Source organism: Nostoc sp. FACHB-280 (genome assembly GCF_014697615.1).
GTDB lineage: Bacteria > Cyanobacteriota > Cyanobacteriia > Cyanobacteriales > Nostocaceae > Nostoc_B.
Window position 1 is genome coordinate 15,784 of the sequence record NZ_JACJSD010000001.1, and the last position, 26,638, is coordinate 42,421.

At 40.5% G+C, this 26,638-nt stretch carries 24 protein-coding genes; 15 read left to right on the forward strand and 9 right to left on the reverse strand.

Going from position 1 to position 26,638, the window contains the following annotated elements; genetic code table 11:
• The first annotated feature begins 73 nt into the window (after window positions 1–73).
• The gene (locus tag H6G75_RS00060) at window positions 74–2,185 is read left to right on the forward strand and encodes a glycosyl transferase family 1 (RefSeq protein WP_199337659.1); all 2,112 of its coding nucleotides are present in this window, start codon (window positions 74–76) and stop codon (window positions 2,183–2,185) included.
• Window positions 2,186–2,254: 69 nt separating this feature from the next.
• Here H6G75_RS00060 and H6G75_RS00065 read toward each other — a convergent pair whose 3' ends face one another.
• On the reverse strand, window positions 2,255–4,519 hold the full coding sequence (locus tag H6G75_RS00065; protein WP_190977985.1) for a bifunctional (p)ppGpp synthetase/guanosine-3',5'-bis(diphosphate) 3'-pyrophosphohydrolase: 2,265 nt from the start codon (window positions 4,517–4,519) through the stop codon (window positions 2,255–2,257).
• 283 nt (window positions 4,520–4,802) lie between these two features.
• Here H6G75_RS00065 and patD point away from each other — a divergent pair, with 283 nt between their 5' ends.
• From patD to H6G75_RS00085, 4 genes are all read left to right on the forward strand, one after another.
• On the forward strand, window positions 4,803–5,162 hold the full coding sequence (gene patD / locus H6G75_RS00070; protein WP_190977986.1) for a heterocyst frequency control protein PatD: 360 nt from the start codon (window positions 4,803–4,805) through the stop codon (window positions 5,160–5,162).
• Window positions 5,163–5,580: 418 nt separating this feature from the next.
• On the forward strand, window positions 5,581–7,164 hold the full coding sequence (locus H6G75_RS00075; protein ID WP_190977987.1) for a DEAD/DEAH box helicase family protein: 1,584 nt from the start codon (window positions 5,581–5,583) through the stop codon (window positions 7,162–7,164).
• Entirely contained in the window at window positions 7,094–8,308 is a 1,215-nt protein-coding gene (locus H6G75_RS00080; protein ID WP_190588812.1) for a DUF790 family protein, read from the forward strand. Before H6G75_RS00075 ends, H6G75_RS00080 begins: the two co-directional genes overlap by 71 nt.
• 88 nt (window positions 8,309–8,396) lie before the next feature.
• Window positions 8,397–8,564, forward strand: a complete 168-nt coding sequence (locus H6G75_RS00085) for a tetratricopeptide repeat protein (RefSeq protein WP_242051426.1) — start codon at window positions 8,397–8,399, stop codon at window positions 8,562–8,564.
• A gap of 32 nt (window positions 8,565–8,596) precedes the next feature.
• Here H6G75_RS00085 and H6G75_RS00090 read toward each other — a convergent pair whose 3' ends face one another.
• Window positions 8,597–8,794 carry a hypothetical protein gene (locus H6G75_RS00090; RefSeq protein WP_190977989.1) on the reverse strand — a complete coding sequence of 66 codons (198 nt, stop codon included), beginning with the start codon at window positions 8,792–8,794 and terminating at the stop codon, window positions 8,597–8,599.
• Between the two features lie 349 nt (window positions 8,795–9,143).
• Between H6G75_RS00090 and H6G75_RS00095 the strand changes: the two genes are divergently transcribed.
• Window positions 9,144–9,332: a hypothetical protein gene (locus tag H6G75_RS00095; protein WP_190977990.1), complete on the forward strand. Its 189-nt coding sequence runs from the start codon at window positions 9,144–9,146 to the stop codon at window positions 9,330–9,332.
• A 228-nt stretch (window positions 9,333–9,560) separates the two neighbouring features.
• Here the strand turns inward: H6G75_RS00095 and clpB are convergent, their stop codons facing one another.
• The 5 genes from clpB to H6G75_RS00115 form a co-directional block, all read right to left on the reverse strand.
• Window positions 9,561–12,203: an ATP-dependent chaperone ClpB gene (clpB, locus tag H6G75_RS00100; RefSeq protein ID WP_190977991.1), complete on the reverse strand. Its 2,643-nt coding sequence runs from the start codon at window positions 12,201–12,203 to the stop codon at window positions 9,561–9,563.
• A gap of 61 nt (window positions 12,204–12,264) precedes the next feature.
• Window positions 12,265–12,396, reverse strand: a complete 132-nt coding sequence (locus H6G75_RS33380; protein WP_277884058.1) for a hypothetical protein — start codon at window positions 12,394–12,396, stop codon at window positions 12,265–12,267.
• Window positions 12,397–12,746: 350 nt separating this feature from the next.
• On the reverse strand, window positions 12,747–13,181 hold the full coding sequence (gene gloA, locus H6G75_RS00105; RefSeq protein WP_190977992.1) for a lactoylglutathione lyase: 435 nt from the start codon (window positions 13,179–13,181) through the stop codon (window positions 12,747–12,749).
• Window positions 13,182–13,461: 280 nt separating this feature from the next.
• Complete coding sequence (locus H6G75_RS00110; protein WP_190977993.1) at window positions 13,462–13,644, reverse strand: hypothetical protein; 183 nt, start codon at window positions 13,642–13,644, stop codon at window positions 13,462–13,464.
• Between the two features lie 169 nt (window positions 13,645–13,813).
• A complete protein-coding gene (locus H6G75_RS00115) occupies window positions 13,814–14,383 on the reverse strand; it encodes an HMA2 domain-containing protein (RefSeq protein WP_190977994.1) in 570 nt (189 codons plus the stop codon).
• Between the two features lie 218 nt (window positions 14,384–14,601).
• Between H6G75_RS00115 and H6G75_RS00120 the strand changes: the two genes are divergently transcribed.
• Window positions 14,602–14,772, forward strand: coding sequence for a hypothetical protein (locus H6G75_RS00120; protein ID WP_190977995.1), 171 nt, complete (start codon window positions 14,602–14,604; stop codon window positions 14,770–14,772).
• A 275-nt stretch (window positions 14,773–15,047) separates the two neighbouring features.
• On the opposite strand, the gene H6G75_RS00125 is transcribed toward H6G75_RS00120, so the two are convergent.
• Window positions 15,048–15,530, reverse strand: coding sequence for a beta-lactamase hydrolase domain-containing protein (locus H6G75_RS00125; protein WP_190977996.1), 483 nt, complete (start codon window positions 15,528–15,530; stop codon window positions 15,048–15,050).
• Window positions 15,531–15,851: 321 nt separating this feature from the next.
• Here H6G75_RS00125 and H6G75_RS00130 point away from each other — a divergent pair, with 321 nt between their 5' ends.
• From H6G75_RS00130 to hetR, 7 genes are all read left to right on the forward strand, one after another.
• Window positions 15,852–16,307 carry a helix-turn-helix domain-containing protein gene (locus H6G75_RS00130; protein WP_190977997.1) on the forward strand — a complete coding sequence of 152 codons (456 nt, stop codon included), beginning with the start codon at window positions 15,852–15,854 and terminating at the stop codon, window positions 16,305–16,307.
• Window positions 16,308–16,373: 66 nt separating this feature from the next.
• The gene (locus H6G75_RS00135; RefSeq protein WP_190977998.1) at window positions 16,374–16,931 is read left to right on the forward strand and encodes a PIN domain-containing protein; all 558 of its coding nucleotides are present in this window, start codon (window positions 16,374–16,376) and stop codon (window positions 16,929–16,931) included.
• Between the two features lie 56 nt (window positions 16,932–16,987).
• On the forward strand, window positions 16,988–18,034 hold the full coding sequence (locus H6G75_RS00140; protein ID WP_190977999.1) for an alcohol dehydrogenase catalytic domain-containing protein: 1,047 nt from the start codon (window positions 16,988–16,990) through the stop codon (window positions 18,032–18,034).
• A 119-nt stretch (window positions 18,035–18,153) separates the two neighbouring features.
• Window positions 18,154–18,276 (forward strand): hypothetical protein, encoded by a 123-nt coding sequence (locus H6G75_RS33385; protein WP_277884059.1) that lies wholly within the window; start codon window positions 18,154–18,156, stop codon window positions 18,274–18,276.
• Window positions 18,277–18,331: 55 nt separating this feature from the next.
• Entirely contained in the window at window positions 18,332–19,651 is a 1,320-nt protein-coding gene (locus H6G75_RS00145) for an inorganic phosphate transporter (RefSeq protein ID WP_190978000.1), read from the forward strand.
• 784 nt (window positions 19,652–20,435) lie between these two features.
• Complete coding sequence (locus H6G75_RS00150; RefSeq protein WP_190978001.1) at window positions 20,436–22,622, forward strand: DMT family transporter; 2,187 nt, start codon at window positions 20,436–20,438, stop codon at window positions 22,620–22,622.
• A gap of 1,370 nt (window positions 22,623–23,992) precedes the next feature.
• Window positions 23,993–24,892: a heterocyst differentiation master regulator HetR gene (gene hetR, locus H6G75_RS00155; RefSeq protein ID WP_062295448.1), complete on the forward strand. Its 900-nt coding sequence runs from the start codon at window positions 23,993–23,995 to the stop codon at window positions 24,890–24,892.
• 293 nt (window positions 24,893–25,185) lie between these two features.
• On the opposite strand, the gene H6G75_RS00160 is transcribed toward hetR, so the two are convergent.
• Window positions 25,186–25,764, reverse strand: a complete 579-nt coding sequence (locus tag H6G75_RS00160) for a hypothetical protein (RefSeq protein WP_190978002.1) — start codon at window positions 25,762–25,764, stop codon at window positions 25,186–25,188.
• Between the two features lie 199 nt (window positions 25,765–25,963).
• Between H6G75_RS00160 and rpsD the strand changes: the two genes are divergently transcribed.
• Window positions 25,964–26,572 carry a 30S ribosomal protein S4 gene (rpsD, locus tag H6G75_RS00165; RefSeq protein WP_190967323.1) on the forward strand — a complete coding sequence of 203 codons (609 nt, stop codon included), beginning with the start codon at window positions 25,964–25,966 and terminating at the stop codon, window positions 26,570–26,572.
• Window positions 26,573–26,638: the final 66 nt, after the last annotated feature.

A 26,638-nucleotide genomic window follows, 5' to 3' on the forward strand; every position in this document is an offset into this window, starting at 1 on the left:
AATAATTTTATTTAATGGTGAGTGCTTTAGTATTAAGGCACTCACTCTAGTTTAAAAAGAAGGAGAAGATAACTTGATTAGCACCACAGAAGAATTGAGTAATGACTTTGATTCCCTAAATACTAATAATATTAATATAATTGTTTTTCTTGACTGGTCACAGACAGAAGATAATCTTTATCAAGATTTAGAAAAGGTAATTCAGGCGGTCAACAATCATCCTGCTAGTAGTCAGATAAATTTAATGATTGATATTAGCAATGTGTCGGAAGATGTCGCCAATTTAGCATTGTCTGGTGTATTAATGAATCTGCTGATGGCAGATGATGCTGATGTTAGTGCAGGTTGTGAAGTGTCTCTAGTTGATAGTTCAGATGTTTATCAATGGGAGATAATATCTACTCAAGTTCATGCACGAATTATTTTAGATAGTGTTAATCAAGAAACGGTTGCTAATATTCCCGAATATTCAATTGATGAATTTTGTCAGATATCGATAGTACAATTAATTTATGATTTAGCAAATAGATTATTTCAAATAGGATATTGGCAAGGGGCGATCGCACAATATCAAAAACTGCTAAAATTGCAAATCAATAACTTAGAAATTTACAGTAATTTAATTCATTGCTACAGAAGTTCTCAGCAAACTGAGGCTTATTATACAACACTACATCAGGCGATCGCACTCTATCCCACAGAAGGGAGTTTGCATTTTTCTTTAATCATCGATTTGCGGCGTGATGGTCGAACACAAGAAGCAATTGCTAGTGCGGAACATGCTTGTGTATGCTTGCCGGATGATTATACTTTTAAGCTGCTGAAATATTTAACAGTACCTAGCATTTATAATTATGTAGATGAAATAGACTTTTATCGCCAGCGTTACACCCAAGGCTTACAAGATTTAATTGCACAAACAAGCTTAGATACTTTAGAAGAAAAAATTAATGCTTTCAATGGTATAGGTCGTCTGACAAACTTTTATTTATCCTATCAAGCCCAAAATGACCGAGATTTGCAACGTCAATATGGACAGTTAGTGCATGACATTATGGCGGCTAACTATCCCCAATGGGTTGCACCTTTGTCTATGCCAAAACTCCAGCCACAGCAAAAAATTCGCATTGGCTATCTTTCACATTATTTACATTCTTATAGTGGCACATTATGGTTAACTGGTTGGCTACGTTATTGTAATCATCAAGACTTTGAAGTTTACTGTTACTATACAGGTAATGACCCAGATCCAGTTACAGAACAATTTCAAGAATATAGTGATATTTTTCACCATATTCCTTATAATTTGCCTGGAGTTTGTGAACAAGTAATTGCTGATAACTTACATATTTTAGTGTTTCCAGAAATTGGCATGAACCCACAAACTATGCAAATTGCTGCACTTAGACTTGCGCCTGTGCAGTGTGTAGCTTGGGGACATCCGGTAACAACTGGTTTACCAACAATTGATTATTTCTTATCAAGTGAGTTAATGGAACCGGAAAATGCCCAAGAACATTATTCGGAAACACTAATTCGTTTACCTAATATTGGTGTATCTTACCCCAAACCTTATATTCCCCCCATCATCAAAACTCGCTCAGATTTTCAGTTTCCAGATGATGCGGTGATTTATTTATGTTGCCAAGCACCATTTAAATATTTACCCCAATATGATTTTATTTTGGCAGAAATAGCCCGTCGTGTACCGCAAGCTAAATTTGTATTTTTGCGAGGAACTTTACTTCAGTCGCGTTTACAACGTGCTTTTGCAGCGATAGGTTTAAATAGTGAAGATTATTGTGTATTTTTAAATATTCCCGATCGCCTAGATTATCTGATGATTAACTTATTATCAGATGTTTATTTGGATACTTTTACTTGGTCTGGTGGTAATACTACCTTAGAAGCGATCGCTTGTAATCTCCCTATTGTTACTTGTCCAGGAGAATTTATGCGTGGTCGTCACTCAGATAGCTTTCTCAAAATGCTGGGAGTGACTGAAACCATCGCCGCCAATGAAGCAGAATATATTGATATCGCCGTTAAGTTGGGACTAGACTCAATGTGGCGAAACCACATCGCCGAAAAAATCAGCCAGCGTCATCATTTATTATTTGATGACCAGGCTTGTGTTGCTGGGTTGGAAAGTTTTTATCGCAAAGTGCTGAGTGCTGAGTGCTGAGTGCTGAGTGCTGAGTAAATATTGTCTACTCCTATCACCTGTCACCTGTCACCTATCACCTCAAAACATCTACTCCTCTGCTTGACCGACGCGGCGAATATTGATGATGTCGCTCATTTTTTTAATTTGGACAAACACTTGTTCAAGTTGTGGTCGATCGCGTATATCTATACCTAAGTCCATTAATGCTGGTTGTCCACTGGCTGTTTTAACTTGGGCATGACGGACGTTAATACCTTGGTCACTTAACCGCGATAAAATGTCTTTTAAAACGCCTACACGGTCTAGGGCTTCAATTTGGATATTGACTGGGTAAGTGTGGGGGCGAGAACTATTTTCTACTGCCGCATTCCATTTTACAGGCACTAGGCGATCGCCTTCGACATGATCTAAATTATGACAGCCTTGGCGATGGATAGAAATTCCCCGACCGCGTGTCACTACGCCAATAATTGATTCTCCGGGAATTGGTGTACAACACCCCGCCAGATGATACACCAAACCCTCAACACCGAGAATCGGCGAATCGCTGGCGCGGGAACTGCTGTGGGGAACATCCCGTAAAGCTTTCGCTGATGATTCTTTAGGGACAAATGGGGGTATGACCATTGTGGCAGGTTGCTGTGCCTTGACCACATCCCGCCAGCGATTTAGGACTAAATTTAAGGTAATTTCGCCATAACCCAAACCTGCAAGTAAATCTTCGACGCTGTGATAGTTGCACTTTTCAGCGACAGTCTGCATTGCGTCTGATTTCAGCAAATTATCAAAACCAGTTTTACCGAGTTCTTTTTCTAACAAGTCTCGCCCACGGGTGACGTTTTCTTCACGGCGCGATCGCTTGTACCATTGCTTAATTCGATATTTTGCCGTGGAAGTTCTGACAAAATTCAACCAATCTAAACTCGGATGGCTATTCTTTTGGGTGAGAACTTCGACAATATCGCCATTTTGTAACCTTGTAGATAAAGGTACTATCCGCCCATTTACCTTTGCACCTGAACAATGGTTGCCGACTTCTGTATGGATGCGATAGGCAAAATCTATACTAGTAGAACCAGGATTTAAAGAAACAACATCACCCTTGGGCGTGAACACATAAACATCGTCTTCAAATAAGTTATCTTTAACGCTATCTAAATATTCTTGGGCATCTTTCAGGTCGCTTTGCCACTCTAATAATTGCCGTAACCAAGTAAACTTTTCATCAGCAGCAGTTAACGTACTATTAGAACCACCTGTTTCTTTGTACTTCCAATGGGCTGCAATACCATATTCAGCGATATGGTGCATTTCCAGGGTGCGAATTTGAATTTCTAAAGGACGACCAGTTAAACCAATAACCCCTGTATGCAGAGACTGGTAACGGTTGGGTTTGGGTAAGCCGATATAATCTTTAAATCTACCGGGAATGGGGCGAAACGCATCATGAACAACAGCCAAAGCCCGATAACATTCTTCGTTGGTTTCAACAATAATTCGCAGCGCCGCTAAATCATAAATTTCATGAAATTCCTTTTGCTGTCGCTGCATTTTTTGATAAATGCTGTACAAATGTTTGGGACGACCGCTAATATCTAAACAGCGAATTCCAGCTTGTGGTAAACGTTCTCGTAAAATATCTGTGGCTTTGGCTAATTTCTCTTCTCGCGCCGTGCGTTTTTCCGAAACATGCTGCTGCATTTGGCGAAAAGCTTCCGGTTCCAGATATTTAAATGCTAAATCTTCTAGTTCCCACTTAATATGCCAAATACCCAAGCGGTTGGCTAAAGGTGCAAAGATATCTCGTGTTTCTTGGGCGCTGCGACGACGGCTATCTTCTGACATATATTGCAGAGTTCGCATATTATGCAAACGGTCTGCTAACTTGACTACAATTACTCTAATATCTTGCGCCATTGCCAAAAACATCCGGCGGAAATTTTCGGCTTGGCTTTCGGTTTTACTTTTGAAATTAATTTTAGAAAGCTTCGTGACACCTTCGACTAACTGCCGCACTTCTGAGCCAAATAGCTCTTCTATTTCTTCAATTGTGACATCTGTATCTTCAACTACATCATGAAGAAATCCAGCTGCTATCATAGCAGGACTACCCCCTAAATCGCGTAGCAACCCAGCTACGGCAACGGGATGATAAATATACGGTTCTCCAGATTTGCGAAATTGTCCATGATGGAGTTGATAGGCAAAAGAAAATGCTCGACAAATTAACGACGCATCATTCTGTCTTCGGTCTTCTGGTTCCACACTTCTGGGTGATGACTCGCGTAAACATTTGTTGAGCCATTCTGGAAGTGTAACGTCAATTGAAGTACTAGTAGCTATGCCGCTCATACAAAAGGTGATCGGTAAATAGTAAGATGGACGAAGTTTACAGCATCAACTAATGGTGATCCTGTGTCCCTGGTGGGGGTAGTAAATGCAGTGTGAGGATGATGAGTCTATTGCCTTGTGGTAGTCCTCCATTTTAGCTTTCAACAAGCATCATCTGGAAAAACCTACGATGGCGAATAAGCCTCAAAAGAGGATTTGAGGCTTGTGATAGTGATAGTGGTTCAAGAAGATATACTGTAGAAGAAAAAATTCTTGTCATTAATACTATCTTAAATGGCACTAGATGTCTTTAAATTGTGAGAAATATCAAGCACTGGCAAAGTTATTAGTGCAGTTACGTTCTGATGTCTCTGCTGGGGAATTTGACAAAACCCAACTGCGACAGCGTGTTGCTGATTTGCAGCAGTTATTTCAACGTGAGATTGTGCCTTTAGCAACAGCAGATTCTAAAGAACTGTCTTATCAAACGGAAATTAGTAAACAATTGCGCTTATTGGAAATTGATATCACATTTTTCCAAGGCGCAAGGCAGGCTGCCACAGCAAAAACCAGACTTCAAACCATGAGCGATCGCCTCACTACTTTAATTCAATATTGCCATGCCATACTGCAACAAGAGACACCAGAAGTTTCTGAGGATTAGTCTGTCTGTTAAGTTTTGCCGTTAAATTCATCAGGATCAAAGAAATCTGGTAAACAACATAGATTCTCTAAGTTGATGAAGATTTAATGCTGATATTTTAGGGTGTAGGGGTATGAGGGTGTATAGGTGTGAGGGTGTGGGTGTGAAGAAAGAAGCAGGGCGAATGGAATTCACGGCTATACAGGCAAAGTCCGAGCAGGCGGACTAACGTGAAATCAAGGGATTTAGAACCTGCGGAGGCCAATTTTGTTTGTGTAGACGCGGTTTCTAACCGCCCTTTTCAAGTTAAACTGACACCAATCAAAACCCCTACACCCTACACCCTTACACCCCTACACCCTGACTCTCTTCCACCCATTACTTCCTCAATAACTGTAGGATTGTTACTTAGTACAGGACAATCCCCAAGCAATTCGGAATGGCTCGCATCTCCAAATTAACCTTCGATCGCGGTACATTAATTCTGCACCCACCACCACGCGGTAAAGCTTGGATGGATTATGCTACATGGGATGACCGCGTGGAAAAATTTCGGATTCCGGCGATGCGATACCGGGCTGTGGTGGAAGCACTGCAAGGGGAAGAAGTAGAGTTTATTGATGAAGCGAAGGAATTTTACCCGATAGAGTTGGTTCCGAGTTTGGAAATGGAACCTTACCCCCACCAAAGTGAAGCTTTAGCGGCTTGGAAGTTGGCGGGAAGACAAGGTGTAGTAGTTTTACCAACGGCGGCTGGTAAAACTTATCTGGCGCAGATGGCGATGCAAGCAACACCGCGCACTACGTTAATTGTTGTCCCGACTTTGGATTTAATGCACCAGTGGTATGCACATTTAGTTGCGGCGTTTCCCGATGCAGAGGTGGGGTTACTAGGCGGCGGTTCGCGGGATAAGACAGCGATATTAGTAGCAACTTATGATAGTGCAGCGATTCATGCGGAAACTTTAGGGAATAAATATGCTTTGATTATTTTTGATGAGTGCCATCATTTACCGACAGATTTTAGCAAGGTAATTGCCGAATATGCGATCGCACCTTATCGGTTAGGATTATCAGCCACACCAGAACGCACCGATGGCAAACACGCTGATTTAAATATTTTGATTGGTCGAGAGGTATATCGCAAACGCGCGGAAGATTTGGCGGGGAAAGCCTTAGCTGAACATGAAATTGTCCAAATAAAAGTGAAATTATCCCAGATTGAGCGGGAAAGATACAATCAATTAATTCAAACCCGTAATGATTTTTTGCGTCAATCTAAAATTTCTTTGGGCAGTATTCAAGGTTGGCAAATGTTTGTGCAGATGAGTGCGCGATCGCAAGTTGGACGTAGAGCCATGTTAGCACACCGCGAAGCCAAAGAAATTGCTTTGGGAACTGATGGTAAGTTGCGAATTTTAGCTGATTTATTAGCTACCCATTATCCTGAACGGGTGTTAATTTTTACGGCTGATAATGCGACGGTTTATAAAATTTCCCAAGACTTATTAATCCCGGCAATTACTCATCAAACACCAGTCAAAGAACGCCATGAAATCTTAACTAAATTCCGCGAAGGTGAATATAATACTTTGGTTGCTTCTCATGTGTTGAATGAAGGTGTTGATGTTCCGGCGGCTTCAGTGGCAATTATTCTGTCGGGTACAGGTTCAACGCGGGAATATATTCAACGTTTAGGTAGGGTTTTACGTAAGGGAAATGTGGAGAATAAACAGGCGATTTTGTATGAGGTAATCGCGGAGGATACAAGTGAAGAAGGGACTTCGGCGCGGCGGCGGGGTGAGGAGAAATACGAACCGCAAAGACGCAAAGAGCGCGAAGGGAAGAAAGAAAAGAAAGGGAATTTACAGGTTATCTATGGGACTGGACAGGAAAAAAGTTTAATGGCTGCGGAACAATTAGAAATAAAATATTCAACTAAAAATTCAGAAGATGTTACCAACGGAGTTACTAAGTCATCGCCTAAACGGAGAAGAAATCATTCCGAAAAGGCTGAAGATTGATGATAAACATTTGGCGTTAACAAATGAATTAATTGCTTGTTTCCAAGCAGCGCAAGGTAAAACTCAAGGGGAGTTAGAAAAGCAGCTTTTAGATTTAGAAGGTGATGCGACAGATTATCGTGTCAAGCGGGGATTAGCTTATATTATCAAAAGCAATTTTTGTACTTTTGAAGTGGTGAGTCCCTTGGAACCACCAATGTTAAGAGAACGGGTGTTTGCTTTAGCGGCAAAATCTGTAGCCAGCCGAGAATCAACCCAAGCAACTTTAAGCAAAATTGCTGATGAATTAAGTCAAGAATTAGAGCGAGAAGTTTTGTTAGAACAGGTGCGGACTGGTTTGTATGCTGACTTATCAGAAAATAAAATTTTGACTCAATTTGATACACCTTCACCTGTAGATATTTTAAATAGATATAACTTGTCCCAGGTGCAGGGAATTTTTTATAAAGCAAGTCAGTTAGTATTAAATGCTCATCGCAATGTTCCGGGGGAATATAAGCTGTTATTTCGCTATTTAAAATTGTTTCAACTCATGGCTTATATAGAAGGTGATGCCGACCACGGCTTTACAATTACAGTGGACGGGCCGACGAGTTTATTTAATCCTAGTACGCGGTATGGGCTGGCGATCGCTAAATTAATTCCGGCTTTGTTGCATGTCACTAAATGGAGTCTTTCAGCAACATTACAAACCCGTGATGTTTACACAGATACTTGGAAAACTGGCAGATTTACCCTCAATTCCGAGTGTGGTTTAGTATCGCACTATTCTAAAGGTAAGCCTTACGATAGTATGTTGGAGGCTTCCTTTGCTGATAAATGGGATGCTTTAAAAACCGATTGGGTATTAGAAAGAGAAGTTGATTTAATTCCCATTCCTGGAAGTGTGATGATTCCTGATTTTCGCTTAGTGCATCCTGATGGACGGGAATTTCTATTAGAAATTGTCGGTTATTGGCGACCAGAATATTTACAAAAGAAATTTTCTCAGGTGCGGCGTGCGGGTTGTGATAATTTGATTCTGGCAATTTCCGAACGGCTGAATTTGGAAAAAGCTGGCGTGAAATTAAATGATGTACCTGCGAGAATTGTGTGGTTTAAAGATAAGTTATTACCCAAAGCTGTGTTAGCTGTGATGGATTAAGTAACCAGAAGATCCCCGACTTCTTGAAGAAGTCGGGGATCTAAGTCTCTCGATACACATACAGAATATGATAAGGATGATTGGAAAAATGACCTTTGGAACACCTAACTCCCAAGGCATATACGGCGAAGCCGAAAACCTGTTAAAGCAAGCTTTGGATATTTATGAGCGAAGCCTAGGAGTTAATCATCCCCGTACTGTTACTTGTCGTGAAGATTTAGCAGATTTGCGCGATCGCCTCAACTCACAACAGTAAAATTCAAGTTCCCAACCTCATCAATCAACCTTTTATCTCCAAGTTTCGTGTTCTGAACTCGAAGGTTCATGTTCGGAACTCCAAGTTTCATGTTCCAAACGAGGACGTTCATGTTCTGAACTCGAAATTTCAGGTTCCGAACTCGAAGGTTCCTGTTCTAAACGAGAATGTTCTAGTTCTGAGCTTGAATGCTGGTGTTTTGCAGTCGGAGTTCCGCGTTTTGATGTCAAATCGAAGTGCGATCGCTCTTTCCATTATCTTTTATCACCCAATAATTACGCAAAAATCCTTGGTAAATTCAGAAATAATTATGGCTACTTAAGTAAATCTAATGATTTTTTGCTTTTATTACCTTACTTTTTAATTTTCAAAGTATTCTGCAATTGATTAATTGACTTACGTATGTATTTATACGCTTATTAAAGTGGAACAGAAGTGCGATCGCTCTGTGAAATGGGGATCATTGCAATACTTAAAAAAGCCTTAAGTATTTTAATATATCTATCTTAAGTGTAAGTAAATAAAGAGAAGGATTTGGGAAATATGGAGATATAGGTAAATTTTTAAGGAGGTATTCAAATGCAGAACTTACGCCTTTACTCCACAATTTCAAAATCATTGGTTCCTGAAACTCACACAAAAAAGCTGGCAGTTTTAGTAGAATGGTGCAAAATTATTCATGGTTGCATCGAATCTGGACAAATCGAGGATGCCAGAATTTTTCTAGAGCAAGCAATTCAGGAAGCAGAAATGCCAAGTAGAGAATAAATTAATTCACATCGGCATCAGGTAAAACTGGAAATGCTAAAAATATTCAATATACTCACGAAATACGAAAAACGAAGGAGTCAGAATAATTTTCTGGCTCCTTTTAATTAGAAGAATATATATAGCAATCCTAAATGAATAAAAAACATCTCTCCCTTGTCTACCGTTTCCGCCTTGTCTCCCTTGTCTCTTTTCTTCACATATCAAATAGGATTGCTATAACAGGTATTATGTAATTGGCTGTGGTACTGATACTTTCACAGTGGATTTTTTGCGAAAAATCAATTTGTCTTCAGCTTTGTCAATGAGGATGGTATCACCACCAATGAAGGTATTTTCTAATATCTTCGTAGCGATGGGGTTTTCTACTTCTCGGCGAATGGCTCGTTTTAAGGGACGTGCGCCATAAACAGGGTCATAGCCCATTTCTACTAAGTAATCACAAGCTTCTTGAGTGATTTCAAAGGAGATTTTTTGTTCTTTCAACAGGTTCTCAACGCGCTTGAGTTGAATGCGGATGATGTGGCGCATTTCGGAACGGCTGAGGGTATGGAAGAGAATGGTATCATCTACACGGTTGAGAAATTCAGGGCGGAAGTGCGATCGCAGTGCATCTGTTACCCGTTCCCGCATCATGTCATATTTAGTATCATCACCGGAAACATCTAAAATGTGTTCGCTACCAATGTTACTGGTCATGACAATCACGGTATTACGAAAATCTACTGTTCTGCCTTGAGAATCAGTGATTCTACCATCATCAAGTACCTGCAACAGAATATTAAACACATCTGGGTGAGCTTTTTCCACTTCATCCAACAACACAACTGAGTAAGGATGGCGGCGCACAGCCTCGGAAAGTTGACCGCCTTCTTCATAACCAACATAACCAGGAGGCGCACCAACTAACCGCGCTACCGAGTGTTTTTCCATATACTCGGACATATCTAGGCGTACCAAAGCATCCTCAGAATCAAAGAGAAACTGCGCTAATGCACGGGCGAGTTCTGTTTTACCTACGCCAGTCGGCCCCATAAATAAAAATGAACCGATGGGGCGGCTGGGGTCTTTCATTCCGGCGCGGGCGAGACGAATGGCGGCGGCGACAGCTTCCACTGCTTCATGTTGACCAATAACCCGTTCGTGTAAATGGCTTTCGAGTTGCAGTAGTTTTTGCCGTTCTGATTCCAGCAGGCGGTTGACGGGGATACCTGTCCACTTAGCGACGATTTCAGCGATGTCGGCTTCGGTGACTTGTTCGCGCAACAAAGTCGAACCTTGGCTTTGAAGTTCTATAAGTTTGGTTTCTTTAGCTTCGCGATCGCGCTGCACACCTTCTAATTTGCCATACTTCAACTGAGCAGCTTTATTCAAATCATAAGCCCGTTCAGCTTGATCAATTTGCAACCGTAAAGATTCTTCTTCTTTCTTTAAAGCACTGATAGCTTCTAACAGTTGCTTTTCACCTTGCCATTGTTCGTTAAATTCTTGCTGTTTGAATTTTAAGGTGTCGATTTCCTGTTCAATGCGCTGCAAGCGTTCCCGCGTTTGGGTAGGAACTTTTTCTTCTCCCGCCAGTGAAAGTTTTTCCATTTCTAGCTGCATCAAGCGGCGGTCAATGGCTTCCAATTCTGAAGGTTTGGAGGTAATCTCCATTTTTAACTGTGCCGCCGCCTCATCTACTAAGTCAATGGCTTTGTCGGGTAAGAAGCGGTCAGAAATATATCTGGCTGACAAAGTAGCCGCCGCCACTAAGGCTGAGTCGGAAATTTTTACGTTGTGGTGGACTTCGTAGCGTTCTTTCAAACCCCGCAAAATCGAGATAGTGTTTTCTACGCTGGGTTGGTCAACAAATACTTGTTGAAAACGACGTTCTAAGGCTGCATCTTTTTCGATATATTTGCGATATTCATCTAAGGTTGTAGCGCCTATACACCGCAGTTCACCCCGCGCCAGCATCGGTTTGAGTAAATTTCCCGCATCCATCGCCCCTTGTTGGTTGGAACCAGTACCAACAACGGTGTGCAGTTCATCAATAAACAGGACAATTTGTCCGTTAGAGTCGATAACTTCCTTGAGGACGGCTTTCAGGCGGTCTTCAAATTCACCCCGATATTTTGCCCCAGCAATTAAACTCCCAATATCTAAAGAAATTAATTGGCGATTCTTCAGCGATTCGGGGACATCACCGTTGATTATACGCTGTGCCAAAGCTTCTGCGATCGCAGTTTTCCCGACACCCGGTTCACCAATTAAAACAGGGTTATTTTTACTCCGGCGTGACAATACCTGAATCACACGGCGAATTTCATCATCCCGCCCGATAACTGGGTCGAGTTTTCCCGCTTTGGCTTGTTCTGTTAAGTCCCTACCAAATTTTTGCAATGCTTCGTAGCGAGACTCTGGATTTTGGTCTGTCACTTTTTGGCTACCGCGTACAGCTTTAATTGCCGCCTCTAGAGTACCACTATCCGCATTAAAACCTTTAAGTATCCGCCGCCCAATACGTTCATCTTCTGCAAAACCCAAAAGAATATGTTCTACAGAAATGTAGGTATCTTTCATTTTGACTCTGGCTTCCTCGGCGCGGTCAAGCAGCACATCTAAAGTGCGACCGAGGTAAAGTTGGTCATTATTGGCAACTTTGGGCTGACGTTGAGTATATGCTTCGAGTTGCTGTTGTAAACGGATGGGGTCGATTTCCGCCCGTGCTAAAATGCGAATCGCTAAACTAGTGGGTTCTTCTAAAAGGGCAATAATTAAATGTTCAACGTCTAATTGTTGTTGTTTATAAGCACGAACTATATCCTGAGATTTAACAATGGCTTCCCAGGCTTTATCTGTAAATTTATTGGGATCTGTAGGCTGCATCGTTACGAAGTTGAATTGCGGATTTTATTTAAGAAATTGGAGTTGGGAAAAGGTAGAGGACTTATGATGAGATGCGATCGCTGCATCCCCTGTTAGTAGCGTAGGATGAAATAGAACGATAAGCTAGGGGCGAGGAATAATCAATAATAAAGGATTTACAACCACTAGACTTGCCAACCACAAGAATAAACATTTACACTTCATACTTCACACACTTCACACTTTTGACAGTATTCTCTCCCCAAATCATTATCCAAGCACTATTGAGTTTAAATCCGCGTGTATCTGTGGTTGCAAGTTCGGCGTAATTTATCTTCGGGAAGGGTGTGAGGTACAGAAATCAGGACTTCCGCACAAAGGTTGTCTGACAAGAATGGGTGTAAGGGCTTCGCGTGAGCGTCAGCCGAACGGTGTAAGGGTTTTGAATACCTACACTCCTACGGGGAAGTTAAAACTCCAAAGTAAAAGACCTTTTGACTTTTAACTTTTAACTTTTGACTTTTGACTTGATGTTGCCCCTTACACCCTCATCCTCATCAAAAACTATTGCGATACGAGTTGTTCTTGTGATGTTTGCTTGGCGGCTGATCCTTGAGTACCCAATTGAATTAGCTCAATTTTGTATCCGTCGGGATCTTCCACGAAAGCAATGACGGTCGAACCATGTTTCATTGGCCCTGGTTCCCGCACTACCTTACCACCACGATTTTTAATCGCTTCACAGGTAGCATAAATGTCATCTACTCCCAAAGCGATATGACCGTAAGCGTTACCTAATTCGTACTTTTCTACTCCCCAGTTATACGTTAATTCAATGACTGCATTGTCACTTTCATCACCATAGCCAACAAAAGCCAAGGTAAATTCTCCCCCTGGATAATCTTTTTGACGCAGTAATTTCATACCTAGAAGATCACAGTAGAATTTCAATGATTCTTCTAGATTTCCTACCCGCAGCATTGTATGTAGTAAGCGCATAATGACTTTTTACTTTCAGGTTGTTGATTTCTGCCAACATTCTACAAGGGACTGATAAATGAGGATGAGGCTTCAACGTTGTAGATACATTTTGAGAGAGACTCTACAGCAATTATCTTATGCAATATTTTGCGATATTTTGCGATATTTTGCTTTTTAATCCAAATATGCTTTGAAATACTTAACGCACCGCCCCAAAAGGTGGTGCGTTATATAAGAACAAACAGAACAAAGAGTTTTAAGACTTAGCTATAACTCTTGACTACACAAACATAGAAATTTAAACAGGTCTATCTTCGCGTTCTATTTGTTGCCGAATAGTATCAATGGCTGCATTAATACCAGAGAGCTTAGATTCTAAATCATCTCGCATCCAAGTTAGGAACTTGAGTTTACGTTCTAAATGCGCTTTATGCGAAACTGGTTCACTACCATAACAGCCGTAACCCCAAAAAGGAAACATATTTTGCCTCTGAATTTAGCTAGATAAAAGTGCTATATACTGCACTACTAACTTACATTCTGACTAAAAACAATCTGGCTGGTAGAGTAAAAACCGACCAAGACATTACGTATTGGGAAAATATTCGATAATTGTTTTTGATGTATGTTAAATTATCAAACTTAGAGAATTAAGCAGAGTTTAGTACTGATTGCGATCGCCACTGCTTGCTAGGCAAGATAAACATTATAGCAGATTTAAGTCCTTGAATTATCCTTTCTCCAGTCGAAAGTAATCTTTCCCAACGGTCTTTTCTAATTTCTTGATGCTGAATAGTGTTACGTGCTTTGTTCGCGTTACGTAAGCTATCTATTAAGTTAGTTAAAGCATCAAAAATAGTTGTGACAATTGTTTTATTGCTGACCTTGGTTGGTAATCCTATACTTGGGGCAATTTGAATTAGATGAACTAGCTGCGATCGCATTTTTTCATCTGCCATTAATCCTGATGGATAATTAATCACAATCGATGAAGCTGTAGGGTTAATTCTCACTTTTGCATTCTTAATTTGAGATTCTATCGCTACCTTCAATTTATTGGCATATTCTGTATCTTTAGCCAGTCGCGGCACCCGAAAGCGTACTCTTCCAGAAATTTCATGAGCAACACTATATGCGATTTGTTGAGTTTTTGTTTGATGATGAGTTGAATTTTTACTTGGCTTATTTTGCTGTGAACTAAATAATTTTTTATAATTCATATCTTAATTATTGCTTCACAAAAAATATTTTTATTTCTAGATTTTGTAATTATTTTAATCTAGTAGACTTTACACCAAATATAATAAGTGTGGCTATATTACAAAAACTCTATCCATAGAAGAGTATCCGCAACTATCAAAGGTAGGAAAATAAATATAGCCTTACGGCTCAGTTTACTTAGCTAAAATGAAACTATTTAATTTAAAGGTATAAATCAATGTCAGAAGCATTCCCATTCTCAAATTCTGCTGAACTAAATGAATGGCATCAAGGTATTACAATGGCTAACCGCAATAACATTTTCTGTCATTGTGGTAGTTGTCAGTATGAATGGGTTGATTCTTTAGAAAATGCTGTATGTCAAAAATGCGGTAGCCAAGATGTTTAACATATCTCTTGCTGGCAGTTTCCTGATGACTAAAATTATTTAAAAGTTGTTACTTTATAGCATTCCTGAATTATTCGTTAACTACAGATCCCCGACTTCTCAAAGAAGTCGGGGATCTGAGTCTCTCGATGCTCACCAAGCAAATAGAATTACTATATTTTGTTCATCTATCAAATATAAATGCTATGGTTATTAAAAATTTGTAGTTGGTAATTGATAAAATTCCGACAACATTGAAATTTCTAAATTTAAATCTGTTGTCGGATAAATAAAGTTTAGCGAGCAAGTACCGCTATCTTGGCGTGTTTATTCACATAGTTCACAAATAATTGCTTCAGCCTCGGACTGACACTAAAACCATTAAAATCTTCTAAAAAACCAAAGCCTAAACTTTTAGCTTTAGCTAAGGTTTGTTCTGCGTTTAGTCCTTCTTTGATGGCTATACTTAACAGCGCAATTCCTGTGGAACGCATTCCGGCTGCACAGTGGATGAGAACTGGTTTTGGTAGCTGTTCTAGCGTCTTTAGGGTTTGGGTAATCAATTCTTCATTCAGTACTTCTAGCTTGACGGGTACGTTGACATAATATAGTCCCAATTTTTCAGCAAGCTTCTGCTCATCCCTAAAAAATCCTAGTTCATCAGGCGATCGCAAATTTAACACGGACTTATAACCTTCTTGGATAGCTTGCTCTAGCTGCTTTACTGAGATTTGCCCTGTTGTTGTTAAGCTGTCATTGATTAATATGGCGTTATTCACATTCACTCCTTTTAACTTGGCTTGCAAAAATGCTGTGAGCAGCTATTCAAAAATGCACAGCGAAATTTGACAAAAATGCAATTAATCGGCTGATTAAAGCTAAATTTGTCTTTTTGTTTTGATAATTTTATTGCTCTATTCATAATATACGGTTAATCTATCGACTTACCGATGTTTAAAACAAATAATCGATATTCCCGTTAGGTTTAGTGGTTTTTATCTATTTGCCAAGTTGCCCAACTTTAGCAGGCGATCGCACTTGGTTTCGGATATTGCGTTTATGAAATACAATTGTGCTATTACAGTTGCATAAACTTCGCCATGAATTCCATCATTCCTGGACAGAACAAACCATTAGAGCCAGTTTTACTTCAAGAACAAGAAATTCAATCTATCAAGCAGCTAGAAAGTATACTGGAACCAGAAGATACTCAACTACATTTAGTAGGCACACATGGCGAAACAATTCCCATTCCTGAATCAGTAGATAAAGTATTGCGTAAAGTTGTTCAGGCAATGGCATCAGGTAAATTAGTCTCAATAGTAATTCAAGAGCAAGAATTCACAACACAACAAGCAGCAGACTTTCTCAACGTATCACGTCCTTATCTGATTAAGTTGTTAGAGCAAGGCGAAATTCCCCATATCATGGTAGGTACTCATCGGCGTGTAAGATTTGAAGATTTGCAGCAGTATAAACAACAGCGAGATAGCAAGCGGCGGCAGTTATTAGACGAATTAATTGCAGAAAGCCAAGAACTAGGCTTTTACGAATAGGGATTTTGTAATTAAACATGAATTCGGTAGATTGGATTTGACCAATTTAAAAATAATTACATACAAATGTTTAATGTTGTACTGGATTCCTGCGTACTGTTTCCTATGTACTTGAGGGATACCTTACTTTGTGTATCTGAAGCTGGTTTTTATCTACCCTTTTGGTCTCAGAGAATTCTTGATGATACAATTCGTAATCTCTTGTCTACAGAGAGAATATCACCAGAAGCAGCAAGAAGACTTGAAACGAGAATGAAAGCAGCTTTTCCAGAAGCAATAATTGAGGTACCGGATGAGTTAACTGAAGCAATGACTAATCATCCTGGGGATCGTCATGTACTAGCTACAGCTATAGTAGCGAGAGCTAATGTAATTGTTACGTCAAATCTGAAGCACTTTCAAGAAAAGGATCTTGCCTCGTGGAATATACAAGCACAATCTCCAGATGAATTTTTGACGAGGCTGTATAATTCTAATCCACAGAAAATGCTTGAAGTAGTGGAGCGACAATCTCAAAGTCTAAGAAAACCACCGATGAATTTAGTACAACTCCTTGATTTACTCCATCAAGTAGCCCCAAACTTTGCGGATCTTGTCTCGGCATATAAATCCGAAAGTTTATAGCTCAACGTTGACCGCAAATGTTACATCTAAGATTGTTGAGCGGTGAAAAAATCAAGGTGAAAGCACAGGTATTTAGAGGCGTAAATCAACTTTCTTACGAAGAAATCCCAGTTCCAACCTTAGAACCAGATGAGGTACTGGTGCAGGTGCAAGTTGTGGGGCTGTGTCAGTCAGATATTAAAAAAATCCTTTATCCTCTTTATGAACCGCCACGCATATTTGGGCATGAAACGGCGGGAAAAATTGCCGCAGTGGGTTCAGAAGTCAGAGGTTGGCAAGTGGGACAAAGGGTAGCGGTGATGCACCACATCCCATGTATGCGTTGCGCTTATTGTTTAAATGAAAATTTCTCGATGTGCAATGTCTACAAAAATATCTCTACCACAGCAGGCTTTAATGCTAGTGGTGGCGGTTTTGCGGAGTATGTAAAAGTACCAGGACACATTGTGCAGAATGGTGGGTTAATTCCAATCCCCGAAGATATTAGTTTTGAAGAAGCAAGTTTTGTGGAACCGACAAATTGCTGTCTCAAAGCCGTGAAAAAAGCTCAAATTGCCCCCGGACAAACAGTATTAGTCACTGGAGCCGGGCCGATTGGGTTAATGTTTGTGATGTTGGTGAAGTATTTTGGGGCAAAAGCGATCGCTACTGATTTACTGCCCTCTAGAATCGAAAAAGCCTTGAATATGGGTGCAGAAGCAGCTTTTGATGCCCGTGATCCCGATTTACCCACGAAAATTCACGCCCTTACAAATGGACTAGGTGTGGATGTGACCTTGCTGGCTGTACCTAGTGAAAAAGCGTTCTTTCAAGCACTAGACTGCACCCGTAAAGGGGGGAAAATACTGTTTTTCGCTGAGTTCCCCGATGAATTAGAAATTCCTATCAATCCGAATATTCTTTATCGCCGAGAAATTGATTTGATGGGAAGTTACAGTTCTTCTTACCGTCTTCAGGCGCTTTCGGCTGATATTGTATTTAATCGGCGGATTGACATTCCAGCCTTAATTAGCGATCGCTACCCTCTCAAAGATTTATCAGCCGCAGTAGAACAAGCGATCGCTCCTTCTCCTGATACATACAAAATATTAATCTATCCTTGATCCGGGCAAAGAAGCTAACTCGTAGAAAATACTTATAGCTAATTGTCAATTGAAGTGTGAAGTATGAAGTATGAAAATTGATCCAAAAAGAATTCAGAAGTCAGTAGCCAGAATTCAGTATGAATTCTGTGCGACACTTCTCCTGGCGGAGACGCTACGCGAACGACAAGCGGCATCGCAGTGCATTGCAAGCGGATGAATCAATGGCTTTAAAACCTCCACCAATTGATTCTGACTTCTGAATTCTTCTTCAATCTCTACTTTCCTACTTCCCCTGATCTCCATCTACCCCAACCCATGCCCATGACCTTAGTGATAGTTGCCATCCTTGCTTTTTATGTCGCCTGTAATCTTGGTGCTAACGATGTTGCCAACGCAATGGGGACTTCTGTTGGTTCCAAAGCTGTAACTCTCAAACAAGCCATCATTATTGCTGGAGTTTTAGAGTTTACTGGCGCTGTATTGTTTGGGCATGAAGTATCAGAAACTTTAGCAACAAAGGTTGCCAATCCTAATTTATTTGCTGCCACACCCCAATTATTGGTAACAGGCATGATGACTGTATTAATATCTTGCGGTGTATGGTTGCAAATTGCTACTGCTAAAGGTTTACCTGTATCATCTTCTCACGCCGTCGTTGGTGCGATCGCAGGCTTTAGTGCTGTGGCAATGGGTATAGGTGCAATTGATTGGTCATCCATTGGCATGATTACCATTGGTTGGTTACTCACACCGATAATTAGCGGTAGTATTGCAGCTTTGTTTTACAGCCAAATTCAACGCTGGATTTTAAATCAACCAAACCAAGTTGCACAGCTAAGAGAATGGATTCCTTGGCTGAGTTCGGCTTTGTTGGGCGTGTTTGGCGTGATTGTCCTACCTTCGCTAACGCAACCTTTAACGAATTTTCTAAATGCACAAGTAGGAATTAACATCCCTGCATACGACATGCCCTTATTTGCAGGTGCATTAGCAGCAGTAGGGCTGACTGTAATGAGTTGGCGACAACTAGAACGAGAGGAATGCAAGGGTGTAGGGGTGAGAGGGTGTAAGGGTGTAGGGGAAACCCAAGAAGAATCTATCACTCAGTACTCAGCACTCAGCACTCCCACCGAACGCCTATTCGGTCGTTTCCAACTACTCAGTGCTTGCTTTGTGGCGTTTGCACATGGTTCTAACGATGTAGGAAATGCGATCGCACCTTTAGCCGCGATCGTTTATATTAACGCGACTGGTAACGTACCAATCAATGGTATTGATATACCCTTGTGGATTTTGGTTGTTGGTGGTGCAGGAATTGTTACAGGTTTAGCGATTTGGGGGAAAAACGTCATTGCTACCATTGGCGAAAACATCATTGCTTTGCAACCTAGTAGTGGGTTTTGTGCTGAACTAGCTACCGCCACTACCATTCTTTTGGCTTCTCGCTTGGGTTTACCTGTTTCGACATCTCACGCATTGGTTGGGGGTGTAGTGGGGATCGGGATGGTGCAAAGCCTGAACTCAATTAAATTTCAAACTCTGCAAGCGATCGCTGCTGCGTGGTTAATTACAGTTCCTTTGAGTGCAGTCCTCAGTGCAAGTATCTTTAGCATTGCGCGGTTTGTGTGGCACTAATTTGGTGGTTCGGCTACTTCGACTGCGCTCAGTACAAGTTCGCTCACCAACCGTTTTAAATTCACTCGGAAAATTTGTTGATCAATGCCTAACTCAAAAAAACTAGGAGAAAATTGCAAAATAAATATTTAAATTATCCTGATGCTTGTTGCCGACTACTTTGAAATACTAGAAGTAGCTAAAATATATTTTAGGAGAGAATAATACTTAAAAATTCCCAAGGAAAACAAACTAAGCTCTGAGGTAAATTTAAACTGTTGCTAAAGTTACATTCTATAGAACTCATATTTAATTTCGGAAGAAAACTAGGTACACTGCGACGCTCTTTTTCCTGTAACCTGTTACCTATCACCTGTAACCTGTTACTTTTCTACACCAGTACTTCCAGTTATCAAATTTGATTCCTAGATAATGATGATTTACATCTAACTTTTACAAAGTTACCATCCTGAATAATTTCCAGGCATTTATTCGCAAGTATTTAAAATTTACTGTTGCTATCAAAATAACAAGTACTTATATTGAGTGATAGATTTTCTATTTCAAAATCTCACTTTTAAAGGATTGAATTTGCTGGCTGATACGTGGCACAAACTATGTGAAGCTGTACAGCCCAAGACTATAGACTTTGCCAAGCTGTGTTCAGCGTGACAAAATTACTTTGATACGTGCAAATCTTGTTAAATTTTTTGGTCTATCTGACAAAATACTGAAATTTAGTATGAGCGCCAAGCAAATTTACGGGAAGCAGCTTTATCTTCAAGGTGTTAGAGGTTAGAAGCTAATGGGGCGAATTGAAAAACGGCCAGATAGCCCGCGAGTTAGAGGCGAACTATCGAGATCAGCAGAAACAGCACTCTGGGCTGTTGTGGAGGATTTAGAAAATCTCCAACAAAATGTGCTGAGATCATTGCAAGAAGAAATTAAACGGTTACAAGCAGACAAAGAGCGACTGTACGATGACATTCAAAAACTGCTAGAGGAAAAAGAACACTTACAACAAGTGCGACAAATTACCGAACAGCAGGTGTTAATTCGACAGTTGGCAGAAGTTTTAGCTAAACATATTTCTTCCCAACTGCAATCATCACTGAAGAATTTAGCTAACGAACTAAAAATGACTGGTGCTGATGAACAAGCAGTTCTAAAATCAGCCGAAAGTAATGAACAGATTAAACAAATGCTGGGCAGTTTGGATGATACTCTGACCATTACTTTTAATTCGCTGCAACAAGAACTAAAAAATTATCAAGGTAATTTGTCTCAGCAGTTGTCTCGGATGCAAAGCCAACAACAGCAAGGCGAAACGATTGTAGAGGAATTAGTTAATCGCCTGCGTGGGGAATTAACTAAAGCTATCCAAGAAACTACCCAACCTCCAAAACCATCGCCACCAACGGTTTTACAACCAGATGAGCCAAAGTTGGAAAGTGCTGTGAAAGTATCGCCACCAACAGTTTTACAATCAAATGAGCGATCGCCTGTTAATTCTTTTACAGTATCTTCAGCTACAGTTTTACAACCAGATGAGCCACAGTCGGTAAATTACCCTCTGTTATCAGAAGTCACCAATAAATCGAATGACAACCAAACGACTGCTTCTTCAGCAGAAACATCTTCAGCCGTAATTGTTCCACCAGTTAAAGAAAGTTCCACTCAGCCAATTTCCATCGCTCCCAAGGACTTTCCCCCCAAGGAAAAACCACCGGAACCAATTGTTTTACCGGACAAAGATGTGGCGGAATCTACATCTAGCAATGTTGCAGCCAGTGAACAAAATGCTGTACTCCGGTTTGATGTACCAGAAACCCAAATCCAATCTCCTTCTAGCAAGGTTAGTGAGCCAGTTTCTGTTCTCAGTGCAGATTTGGTAGAAGATGAACCAATTTCTCCACCGCCTGCACCAGCACGCAGATCCCGAAGACCTAGCAAACCGCAAAGTTTATCTCCAGTGCAGATTGGGTTTTTGCTAGTTGTCTTGTCTACGGTGGTGTCTTCACTGTATAACGTCGCCGTAAAAATGATGTTCCACCAAAGTTCTGCGGTGGTGGGAAGCTTGGCGGTAGAGCGGTTGTTATTACCGACTTTGGGAAATATTTTCTTAATTTTATTGCTGCGCTTGGCGATTGTTGTACCGCTGACGTTGCTGTTAGCACCGATGATGCACCCCCAAGTTTGGCAAGATATCAAAAACTTAATGGAATCATTTCAAGGTAAGCCTTCAGCCGCTAAGGTGAAATCCCAGAGAGTGTTGCAACTATCAATTGCGAGTGGTTGCTTTTTGTTTTTATCGCAGGTGTTGATTTATCTGGCGATTGGTCAAGTAACAACGGGTATGGCGATCGCACTATTCTTTATCTATCCCGGTATTAGCGGTTTGTTGTCTTGGCTGTTATTCCGCGATAAACCAAATAGCGTGCGTGGGGCTGCCATTGGTGCGATTTTCTTAGGTGAATTATTAGTTTTAGCTGGTGCTGCAACGGCGGGGATCAGCGATTTTTCTATTGGTAGCAGTGCCGCAATTTTTGGTGGGATAGCCTTTGCCTGCTATGTCATGCTGACTCGTGTCTGCGCCGCCAAACTGCATCCTGTGTCTTTTACTTTAGTTAGCTTCACCACCATGTTTGTTTTGAGCTTTATTGGTTTGATGTTACCTTTACCAACCGATTGGAGCCTAGCAATTGATGGTTCTAAGTTATTGGAAATTGTTTTAAGTGCTTTTATTTTGGGCGTGCTGACACTTTTAAGCTATGTCCTCAACAATATTGGTATTGGTAAACTTGGAGCCTTGCGATCGGCAATTATTGGCGCAGGTGTACCGATATTAACCGTGGTGTTTGCTGGGTTATTGATTCAAGAAAATTTAGAAATAATTCAGATTTTCGGCGTGTTATTTGTCACATTTGGTGCTGCGGCTTTTGGTTTTGATAAAATGCGTCATCCAGTGAAATCATCAAGTACTGAAACTTAAATGATGCACAGCAGCTTTGTCACAGTGAGGAAAGTTAAAAGTCGAATGTTAAATAAAACCTTAATTATCTCAACTTTGATTTTTAACTTTTCAATTTTTTATTTTGTTTTAACAATTAACCAAGCGCCAGCTCAAACTCAGTAATCAATCCAAATCAATAGTCTTATACAGTTCCCCAAAATTCTGGATACCACAACTTTTTTAGCTTATGCCCGGTAAATCCGTAATGATTTAGGAAATTGCAGTCTTCAAAGTCAGTCTTTCACCAGCAGCGATATTACTCTTGAATATGAAATCTGGTAATTGCATCACGACACCAGATACCTGATATATTTTATAAATAACAAAGTACAAAAGCCTTTTTAATGACTTTCTCTGTGTTGAACACCCAAATATTTAGTACAAAATAAATAGCAAAACCACGATTTCTGTACGTAATTTACAATTCAAATCCTGTGAATCTTGAAATATATTCGCTGCTTATAGCACCTTCAAAGTATAGATTTTAGCGTCAAAAATATCAACAAAATCATTAGATACTCAAGGTAATCAAAGCAGCTTTTTCATATTGCTTGAAATATCAGGAATCCTTAATAATTACTAGTATGTAAATTAGGCTCTCAAGAGTCTTAATATAATATTAAGATTGAGTTAATTTACATAAACTTGATAAAAAAGCTGACAGAATAGAATATCATAATTGAAGGCAATAAACGGTATTTTGGACTGGGAATTATCTACCTAATTTGAGGAATTTAGATGTCTCTAAGTACTAACTACCTAAAAATGCCAGAAATTTGCCGAAAGCTGTGAGCATTATGGTAGTCTACTAGTATCTACTAAACCTGTAATTTCATTCAAGTTCAGTAGATGATTGACTCTCAGATTACTCATCACGAATAGGAAATCAACGAGTAACCAGAATTCTCTAAAAACCCAAAGAAAGCAGTCATTCTTGGGAAAGGTGCATACCATCAAGTCCGTCGGCTAGTTAGGTGTTACCAAACAATCAGGAAGTGTTTTTCTGTTTGTGAACTAGTATAAAAGGCGGCATTTTTGCTACCGAAGACAATCTTTATAGATTAAATCGGAAAACATAGATGGTTTTGTAATGGGCATGACAAGTAGATGAATTTTATGGTTATTTGTGAGTCTGTCAGGAAAAGATGACAATAGCCAAGTCAACTAACTTCTTTTTAGTAGTGATTTGCTATATAATTCGGAGCCATTGGCAATTTCAACTGCTAGTAACCTGAAAGTCACAGCATCCTAGAAAGTCTCAAGTAACAATATCGCCTAAAGTTTGGGTGTATACTACTTACTTCCCTCTGACTATAAATCTGTAAACGTGCTATTTAACTGTCTGTAATATGAGTAACGACATAGATCTGATCAAACAACTTGGCCCTAGTGCGATGGATCAGATCATGCTTTATCTGGCTTTTAGTGCTATGCGGACGAGTGGGCACAGGCATGGAGCATTCTTAGATGCAGCAGCTACGGCAGCTAAGTGTGCAATTTATATGACCTATCTTGAACAGGGACAAAACCTGAGAATGACAGGTCATTTGCACCACCTGGAGCCAAAAAGGGTCAAAATCATTGTAGAAGAAGTCAGACAAGCTCTGACAGAAGGTAAGTTGCTAAAAATGCTGGGTTCTCAGGAACCACGTTACTTAATTCAACTACCTTACGTCTGGATGGAAAAATACCCTTGGCAACCAGGGCGATCCCGTGTGCCAGGAACTAGTCTGACAAGTGAAGAGAAAAAACAAATTGAGCAAAAATTGCCTGGTAACTTACCAGACGCGCAATTAGTAAGTTCGTTTGAATTTCTTGAACTAATTGAATTTTTGCATAAGCGATCGCAAGAAGTCCTCCCGCCTGAACATCAAATGCCCTTGAGTGAAGCCTTGGCAGAACACATCAAGCGCCGCCTATTGTATTCAGGTACGGTGACAAGAATTGATTCGCCTTGGGGAATGCCCTTCTATGCGCTAACTCGTCCTTTTTACGCACCAGCAGACGATCAAGAACGTACCTATATCATGTTAGAAGATACAGCTCGGTATTTTCGGATGATGAGAAACTGGGCAGAAAAACGACCAAATTCCATGCGTGCATTAGAAGAACTGGATATTCCTCCAGAAAAGTGGGATCAAGCAATGGAGGAACTTGACGAAGTTATCCGCGCTTGGGCAGACAAGTATCATCAAAGCGGTGGTATTCCTATGATTTTACAGATGGTTTTTGGTAGAAAAGAAGATTAACACTTCCGGCTCATAATAAAGTAAGCATCCTAACACTCAGCAACCGGGAAATCTCAAATCATTATGTACAATCGTTACGACGGGTAGGCTCCTGCTGCAAAATTTAGAGACATCGTTAGCTTTGTGTCTCGAATGGCAGGATGCTTCCGTTGCCATCCACATTTATAAATTGGATGATTTAGTATTTTATTAGCTTATATAAATAGACAGGGTTATTTTTGGTCAACGGTCTGTAGTGAAAAGGTAAGTTACCAAAGACAGTTGACCAAATAATGAAGTAAGTAATATTAAGTTTAGGGCGCTGTAGGTGAAGCAGTTAGCCCATTAGCAGTTTCACTAGCATCAATACAAGTATCTAACGCCTGTATTGGTGTTAAAGGGATTTCTCTACGCAAGCCAACCACACAGTCCGCAAAAGTGATAGGTAATAAACTGCGACCACAATAATTTAAAACGGCTGAGTTAATTTCTTCTTTGGTATTGAGACTGACCCCAACAACACAACTAGCTAACTCTTTAGGACGACGCGCCCTAGTACAGTAAGCCAGTGCATCAGTTGGGCTAATTTTTGTTCCTTGTTTAATAGTCGCCACACAAGCAGATAAGTCTCTGGGACGTATTGCTGTAGCACAACCTTGGGCTGCGGCTGCTTGGGTGACACCTGCTTTTAAAAGTTGCGCCGCACATGCACGGTAACTCTCGTGGTCATCAGAAAATAATATCAGTGCTGGGCTGGGAAGACTAGATATAAAAAGTCCTGCTATAGCCAAAACAGGTGTAGCCCAGCGAATGCTATGGGTGCTGAGTATCCCAGAAATAGACTGACATTGAGGCTTTTTCACTTTACTCGCTTTTTGTGTTTCCATTGCCATTGTTCCAAAACCCTCAGTTATGCTAACTCAAATGTAAGCCAACTCTGCTTGACATTCTCAATTCTGGTGTTTGGCTCTTAAATTCTGATATTTATAAATTTTTGATGATTAAATTTCTGATTTTTAGCATTTTTCATTTACAGATATTTATAATAGTATGTCTGGGTAAAGTTTAAACAGGATTAAATTAAGGAAACTCATGTCCCGATACAGAGGGCCACGCCTCAGAATTGTACGTCGCTTAGGCGAATTACCAGGATTAACTCGTAAAAGCGCAAGACGCGCCTATCCGCCCGGTCAACATGGTCAGAACCGCAAAAAGCGTTCTGAATATGCTGTCCGTCTCGAAGAAAAGCAAAAACTCCGTTGTAACTACGGTCTAACCGAAAAGCAACTGCTACGCTATGTCCGTAAAGCCAGACGTGTTACTGGTTCTACCGGACAGGTGTTATTACAATTGCTAGAAATGCGTTTAGATAATACCGTTTTCCGCTTGGGTATGGCTCCCACAATTCCAGCAGCGCGTCAGCTGGTAAATCACGGTCATGTCACAATCAATGGTCGTGTAGTTAATATTCCCAGCTATCAGTGCCGTCCTGGTGAGGTAATTGCGGTTCGTGATAAAGCACAATCACGGAAGTTGGTAGAAACTAACTTGCAATATCCTGGTTTGGCTAACCTTCCCAGCCATTTGGAATTTGATAAAAACAAGCTGACTGGTAAAGTTAACGGTGTCATCGAACGCGAGTGGGTGGCTTTACAAGTTAACGAACTGCTGGTTGTGGAATACTATTCACGACAAGCGTAAGGAAGTGCTGAGTGCTGAGTGCTGAGTGCTGAGTAATTAAACAGCCTCAAATCTCAGAACTCATTA

Excerpts from the sequence above, each read along its gene's own strand:
- H6G75_RS00065 (WP_190977985.1), bottom strand. The coding sequence starts at position 4,519 with ATGAGCGGCATAGCTACTAGTACTTCAATTGACGTTACACTTCCAGAA.
- patD (WP_190977986.1), top strand. The coding sequence starts at position 4,803 with ATGTCTTTAAATTGTGAGAAATATCAAGCACTGGCAAAGTTATTAGTG.
- H6G75_RS00075 (WP_190977987.1), top strand. The coding sequence starts at position 5,581 with ATGGCTCGCATCTCCAAATTAACCTTCGATCGCGGTACATTAATTCTG.
- H6G75_RS00080 (WP_190588812.1), top strand. The coding sequence starts at position 7,094 with ATGTTACCAACGGAGTTACTAAGTCATCGCCTAAACGGAGAAGAAATC.
- H6G75_RS00085 (WP_242051426.1), top strand. The coding sequence starts at position 8,397 with ATGACCTTTGGAACACCTAACTCCCAAGGCATATACGGCGAAGCCGAA.
- H6G75_RS00095 (WP_190977990.1), top strand. The coding sequence starts at position 9,144 with ATGCAGAACTTACGCCTTTACTCCACAATTTCAAAATCATTGGTTCCT.
- clpB (WP_190977991.1), bottom strand. The coding sequence starts at position 12,203 with ATGCAGCCTACAGATCCCAATAAATTTACAGATAAAGCCTGGGAAGCC.
- H6G75_RS33380 (WP_277884058.1), bottom strand. The coding sequence starts at position 12,396 with ATGTTTATTCTTGTGGTTGGCAAGTCTAGTGGTTGTAAATCCTTTATT.
- gloA (WP_190977992.1), bottom strand. The coding sequence starts at position 13,181 with ATGCGCTTACTACATACAATGCTGCGGGTAGGAAATCTAGAAGAATCA.
- H6G75_RS00110 (WP_190977993.1), bottom strand. The coding sequence starts at position 13,644 with ATGTTTCCTTTTTGGGGTTACGGCTGTTATGGTAGTGAACCAGTTTCG.
- H6G75_RS00115 (WP_190977994.1), bottom strand. The coding sequence starts at position 14,383 with ATGAATTATAAAAAATTATTTAGTTCACAGCAAAATAAGCCAAGTAAA.
- H6G75_RS00120 (WP_190977995.1), top strand. The coding sequence starts at position 14,602 with ATGTCAGAAGCATTCCCATTCTCAAATTCTGCTGAACTAAATGAATGG.
- H6G75_RS00130 (WP_190977997.1), top strand. The coding sequence starts at position 15,852 with ATGAATTCCATCATTCCTGGACAGAACAAACCATTAGAGCCAGTTTTA.
- H6G75_RS00135 (WP_190977998.1), top strand. The coding sequence starts at position 16,374 with ATGTTTAATGTTGTACTGGATTCCTGCGTACTGTTTCCTATGTACTTG.
- H6G75_RS33385 (WP_277884059.1), top strand. The coding sequence starts at position 18,154 with ATGAATTCTGTGCGACACTTCTCCTGGCGGAGACGCTACGCGAACGAC.
- H6G75_RS00145 (WP_190978000.1), top strand. The coding sequence starts at position 18,332 with ATGCCCATGACCTTAGTGATAGTTGCCATCCTTGCTTTTTATGTCGCC.
- H6G75_RS00150 (WP_190978001.1), top strand. The coding sequence starts at position 20,436 with ATGGGGCGAATTGAAAAACGGCCAGATAGCCCGCGAGTTAGAGGCGAA.
- hetR (WP_062295448.1), top strand. The coding sequence starts at position 23,993 with ATGAGTAACGACATAGATCTGATCAAACAACTTGGCCCTAGTGCGATG.
- H6G75_RS00160 (WP_190978002.1), bottom strand. The coding sequence starts at position 25,764 with ATGGCAATGGAAACACAAAAAGCGAGTAAAGTGAAAAAGCCTCAATGT.
- rpsD (WP_190967323.1), top strand. The coding sequence starts at position 25,964 with ATGTCCCGATACAGAGGGCCACGCCTCAGAATTGTACGTCGCTTAGGC.